The organism is Ruminococcoides intestinihominis (assembly GCF_040096285.1).
GTDB classification, from domain to species: Bacteria; Bacillota; Clostridia; order Oscillospirales; family Acutalibacteraceae; genus Ruminococcoides; species Ruminococcoides intestinihominis.
Genome location: NZ_JBBMEY010000004.1, coordinates 78,794 through 84,903, shown reverse-complemented (window position 1 = coordinate 84,903; position 6,110 = coordinate 78,794). Strand labels below are relative to the sequence as shown.

At 35.7% G+C, this 6,110-nt stretch carries 4 protein-coding genes; 1 reads left to right on the top strand and 3 read right to left on the bottom strand.

What is annotated here, in order from left to right:
- Positions 1 to 600: 600 nt before the first annotated feature.
- Positions 601 to 2,142: an alpha-amylase family glycosyl hydrolase gene (locus WMO18_RS02260; RefSeq protein ID WP_211147439.1), complete on the bottom strand. Its 1,542-nt coding sequence runs from the start codon at positions 2,140 to 2,142 to the stop codon at positions 601 to 603.
- A gap of 121 nt (positions 2,143 to 2,263) precedes the next feature.
- Here WMO18_RS02260 and WMO18_RS02255 point away from each other — a divergent pair, with 121 nt between their 5' ends.
- Entirely contained in the window at positions 2,264 to 2,794 is a 531-nt protein-coding gene (locus tag WMO18_RS02255) for a hypothetical protein (protein ID WP_211147440.1), read from the top strand.
- On the opposite strand, the gene rpe is transcribed toward WMO18_RS02255, so the two are convergent.
- Entirely contained in the window at positions 2,775 to 3,425 is a 651-nt protein-coding gene (gene rpe, locus WMO18_RS02250; RefSeq protein WP_022504894.1) for a ribulose-phosphate 3-epimerase, read from the bottom strand. The two genes, WMO18_RS02255 and rpe, sit on opposite strands and share 20 nt — an antisense overlap.
- A 13-nt stretch (positions 3,426 to 3,438) precedes the next feature.
- On the bottom strand, positions 3,439 to 6,108 hold the full coding sequence (locus tag WMO18_RS02245; protein WP_211147441.1) for a hypothetical protein: 2,670 nt from the start codon (positions 6,106 to 6,108) through the stop codon (positions 3,439 to 3,441).
- Positions 6,109 to 6,110: the final 2 nt, after the last annotated feature.

The following is a 6,110-nucleotide window of genomic DNA, read 5'->3' as shown; positions in this document are numbered from 1 at the left end:
TTATAATCTGCAAATAGGATAATAATCTCATAGGTATCACACTTTTTAATGGGCGAACACTGTTCGCCCCTACACCTGTGAGCCAAAATTTTGTCCTGTGTAATTACCCTAAATTTGTACATATTCGCTAGTCTCCCTTGTGTAAAGGGATAAGTGAGCATCCAAATTTTATATTTGGCTTTGCGAACTTATGCAGTGGCTGATGTCAGCGATAGCTGACAGAGGGATTGTCTAGTAGGCAGTAATAGATAGATAAAATTTAGATAGGAAAACAAAACCTATTATATATCTATCGAATAAAATTGATATAGCAAAAAGTATATACCATAACAATCCCTCAGTCGCTCTTTAAGAGTAAATTGTCATTCTTCCAATTTACAAGCGACAGCTCCCTTTACACAAGGGAGCCTTATTTGCTAAAATTTAACACTTTACATTTAGCCCCATAAGCCCTAATTTATCTAACTAACCTTAACCCACAATCAAAATTGAAAAAGTTTACTATACTAACAAAAAGGCTAGTTACTATTTAAGCAACTAGCCTTTAATTAGTTATAAAATTTAATTTCTACTATAAATCAACAGAATAAAATTCTAAAATCACTTTACTTCAAAGATAGCGAAAGAACTACCATAAGCAGTAACCTTATTATCCTTTACTTCTGTTTTGCCGATTTGGTATAGAGTTGAAGCAACATCAAAATCGAATGGTACAGTTTCGTCATTTGCAGATGGGTTTACAACAACAACAAACTTACCCCTCTTGTAGATGAAAGGATACTTTTCTTTCTCAGCATAAACAACTTCAAAGTCACCGTCATTGCCTAGGTCTTTGTTATTATGACGAAGTGCAATAACATCAGTTACAACCTTATAAATTGAGTCAGGGTCATTCTTCTGATTTTCAACAGTTGGTGCATCAGCGTTCTTATCAACCGGTAGATAACATTCATCAGCAGTTGAGAAACCTAGGTTCTTTTCACTATTCCACTGCATAGGTGTTCTTGAACCTGTACGAGAATAACCACCTTCCTTAGAAACAAGGTCACCTTGGTATCTCATACCGATTTCATCACCATAATATAGGAATGGTACACCCGGTAAAGTAAACAGAGTTGCAAAAGCAAGTCGGATTGTTTCTTTATCTGCATAGTGAGTCATTCTTGGCATATCGTGGTTATTAGTCATAAAGCTAATGTAACCGTTAGCCTTAGTTTTTTCATAGTTAGGAACATACTCATCCATAGTGGCAGTAATATCGCCCTTACCGTTCTTATGGAAAAATGCTTTGTTTTCACCATCTTTTTCATATCTAAACAGACGGCTATAACCATTGCCGTAATGGTCAAGATAAAAGTCCATATGGAAACCGGCATTGTTGATAGCTCTTTCAGGGTTACACCATTCTGAAACCATAGCAGCCTCAGGGTAATCCTTGTCTAACATTTCTCTGACACCACGCCAAATCTTAGCAGTAGCGATTTTTTCATCATCGTTCTTTACAAGAGAGTCAGCCATATCAACTCTGAAACCATCAGCACCCTTATCTAGCCAAAATCTCATAACATCCTTAATTGCTTCTGCTGTAGCTAAAGCATCAGGATGGTCATATGGTAACTGCCACTCAGGGTGAGTTACTTCGTAGAAACCATAGTTAAGAGCAGGTTGGCTGCTAAAGTAGTTAACCATATAGTTACCGTCACGCTCACATAAACCACACATCATTCTATATTCAGGTGGTGCATCCCATACTGACTTTGTAAAGATATATCTGTTTGTATATTCACTTTCCTTAGCTTTTTTACTTTCTAAGAACCAAGGATGTTGGTCACTTGTATGACCCGGAACTAGATCCAGCAAAATCTTAATGCCCTTTTTGTGAGCCTCATCAAAAAGTCTTACCAAATCTTCATTTGTACCATATCTTGGAGCAACCTTCTTGTAATCTCTTACATCATAACCGGCATCCATAAACGGTGAATCGTAAACAGGGTTTAGCCAAATTGCGTTACAACCAAGACCCTTTACATAATCAAGTTTTTCAATAATACCCTGAATATCACCGATACCATCACCGTTAGTATCGTTAAAAGACTGAGGATAAATTTCGTAAAATACTGCGTCACTTAACCACTGTGGCATATTTCATCTTCCTTTCGTTAGTAAATTTTTGAAATTAATTTAGTGTTTTATTTACTGTAAACAATAATCAGTTGATAACGTCCTTAGTACCATTTATCCTTTATATAAAGGAGGTAATAGTATGACTATTACAAAGATAAATAATACTTCATTTATGTTTGAATTTTTACAAGACGAACTTACCTTTAATACTGAGGACAATTTAATATATCACATTCTGAACATTGTTGCAACTGTTGAAAAGTTAAACACAAAGCACTGTGCATTTGTGTTAGAGGCTGTTAAGTCAAGGAAAAGTTCAATCTTTCTCTTGACCATTAGATATGGCAGAAAAAGATTTAAAGTAAAAAGAAACCTTGACCACACCATATATTCTTTTGAAAATTGTGATGATTACTTAAAATGTATATTTACCTTACACAAATCTTCTTATCCATTATCAAGAAACCATAGTTACATAATGAATAACAAATACTACCTATGTTTTTCCAATTCATTTATCTCTAAAAAGACAAAACTCCTTGTGTGTCAATACGGAGAAAAATGCGAAAACAGTAATATTCTCTTAGCTAGGCTAAAGGAATACGGAAAATATATCGGTGAAAATTGTGTAGAAAATATCAGTAAAAATCTTACTTACAAAGAGCCTTAAGGTTGTTAATAGCCTCAGTAGCTGAGTCAGCCTTAAATACTGCTGTACCTGCAACACAAACATCAACACCGGCATCATATGCCTGTTTAATAGTAGCCTCACCGATACCACCATCAACTTCGATAAGAAGTTCAGGATTTACCTTGTTAGCTTCTTCTCTGATTTCTTTAACCTTTGGTAGCATATCTGCCATAAATGACTGACCACCAAAACCGGGTTCAACTGTCATTACAAGAACCATAAATAAATCTTTTAGATAAGGGAAAACTTCTTCAGCCTTTGTATTAGGCTTAATTACAAGTCCGGGCTTTTTACCACAAGCCTTGATTTTATCAATAGTTTCCTGTACATCACTGTCACTTTCAATATGGAAAGTAATAATATCAGCACCGGCATTCGCAAAGTCTTCAATATACTTTAGTGGTTCAGAAATCATTAAATGTACATCAAAAGGCTTTTCGGTATATTTTCTAACCGTTTTAATTACCGGTGCACCAAATGTAATATTCGGTACAAAGTGACCGTCCATAACATCAAGGTGCATATAGTCTGCTCCTGACTTGTCCATTCTCTCTATTTCTTCACCCATAACTGAAAAGTCACATGATAGTAGTGATGGTGCGATTAACATAATAAAATTCCTCCTAAGGTTTCTTAATCATAGGGACAATCATTGTTGCTATTCCCCAGAAAATTGTATAAAGTAGCATTTCTACTGTACCCAAAATTGAAGTACCGGCATAGAGGGCAATTGTTGACATAATCATAATGCCAAGTGCCACACCGATTAGCTGAATAATTACAGAAATGCTTATATTTGTTCTCATCTGTACACATCCGGAGAGTGCTCTGGCAATCTGAGTAAATTTACCTCTTGTTGCTAAGTATGCTCTGGATTTTTCTTCATGTACACCGGTTACTTCCTTACAAACATTGCCAAGTCCTGTTGGAAGTACCTTTACACTTCTATAGAACACTCCAAAGTCCTCAGAAACTTGTTCTGATGTAATATTACAATCACTTGTGCTGATTAGTAGGCTAATGCCATTGTACTCAGTTCTTTGAAGTTCTCTTGAAATTTCAATACTAGGTCTGTATGTTGTAATTAGCATTGCAACAAGTACACCTGACTGAGCAATAAAAGTTGTTTGCTTATGCTGATGGTGGTATATTTCTTCAATATTTCTTTCAGGCATATTGATACTGTACTTTCTCATAAGTTCTCTGTTACCTACAAGAATTCTGTCACCGTTTACCCAACCAACAAGTCCAAGACCATCTTCATACATTACAGACTCAACATCAGGAAGTACCATTCTGCTCTCTTGAAGTGCTTTATCAAACACATAAGAAAGTGGACTGTTTACTTCTTTTAGTACTGCTGCAGCACATAAACAAGATTCATCAAGTTTCACTTCATTAAATGCTTGAATGTTGTTTAGAATAATTGAGCCTTCAGGATATAGTTCACTGGCATCAACCATAATTGCCGATGTATCACAAAACTGATTTACACCTTGATAACCACAAAGCATTGCACCCTTTTTCAGTAGTGTTTTACAAAGTTTTCTCATAGGCACATTAACTGCCATTAAAGTGCAAATAGGGATACTTACTGTTGTAATAAGTGAAAGTGTACTGATTGCACCTACAAAATCTTTCTTAATTAGCCCAAATAAAATTGCAACAACTATTGCACAAATTGTGGTGTATGGTGCAATTTTACCGGATGCCTCTTCTGATGGATCAGGTGCATAGGAAAGTTGCAAGTAGTTTGTTAAAAAGTCTGTTTTGTGCTGATAAGCAACAATAGGCTTTTCTATAACAGTACCACTCATCATCTTTGAGGCAATATTTTCATCAGTATAAATTTTTGCTGAATACATTTTCTTCTTATCATCAGCAATAAACTTAAAGTTCTTGTCAACTCTGCTAACCATATAATATTTACCAACAGAGTTACACAGTAGCCCTACAATAAGGATAGCTGTATAGTAACTGTACTTACCTATAAAGTAACTTTGGCTGGCAAACAGTCCCACTATACTTGAAAGCACACCACAAACATAACCTACTGCTACTGCCGTATCGGAATTACCCTTAAACTTGATAAGTGAGGATAAGCCATTCTTTAGTGCTACTCTTGAAACTGCACCTGCTACTAAAATAACAATTAAGTTTAACACACCGTAAATTACAGGTGCTACATAACCTGCACCTAAAGTTGATGGCAATGCTCTCTGTAAAAATACAAAGAACAATGTTGCCACAGCTAAAACACCTAAAGCAAAACTTTGGAACTTTAGTTTACTTAGGTTACTGTTAATTTCATCAGCAACACTTTCCTTATCATTTTCGTCATCATAGTCATCAACAGTAACAACCTTTTCTGCAGTTGTTCTGTTTTCTACAGTATCCTTACCCTTTGAAGTAAATAGGTTGATAACTGATTGTGCAAATTTATTTTTATTATTTATTGGTTCTTCTGTAACTACAGTTGAAGTTGGCCTATATGTAGCAGAAATTTCAGGATTCTTGCTTTTTAGATATTCTTCATACTCTTGTCTGACTACAACTGAAAACTTACCTACATTAACATTTAACTGTTCCAAAGGACTTTCAGGCTTATAAATCGGCACTTTAGAAACCTGAGTTGTACCTTGTGGTACAGGCTTTTGCTTTCCGAAAAGTTTTTCATAATGGAAAGCATCAGGTTCTTCTTCATCCTCATGCTTAGGCAGTGGTGGAAGATTTTTTTCCTTAATCAATTCATCAAGGCTGTCTTTCTTGAACTTTTCTTCGTCAAAGTCCTCATTAGCCATAGCGATAGGAAAAGTATCTTCTTCCTTTTTTTCCGGTACATCAGGAATATCAATATCAATAGTATCTATATCTTCAATTTCAATAGGCTTAATGTCAAACTGAGGAACACTCTCAATAACATCGTCAGCTACCAGTGTACCCTCCGGTACATCACTGCTAAGTTCAACATCCTCTTCAACAGGAACAGGAGCATTGAAAAAGTCACCACTATAGTCCGGTAAATCTTCTTCATCATCGGTCACTTTACCGTTTTCGTCACCTTGGCGTTCCATCATAACCTCAGCGTTCATGGTAGTGCCGATTTTCTCTCCTACAATTGTATTATTTTCTTCATCTTCATCATCCACAGGAGCCATTGAGTAAAACATAGTCTTAATATCCTCTGTTACCTCCGGTGGAGCTTGATTTTCTTTCTTAGTTACCTTTTTGACTTCTTTTTTAGGCTTTTTCTTAACCTTATTCTTTAGAAAGTCAGGTTTCTTAAACTCCATTA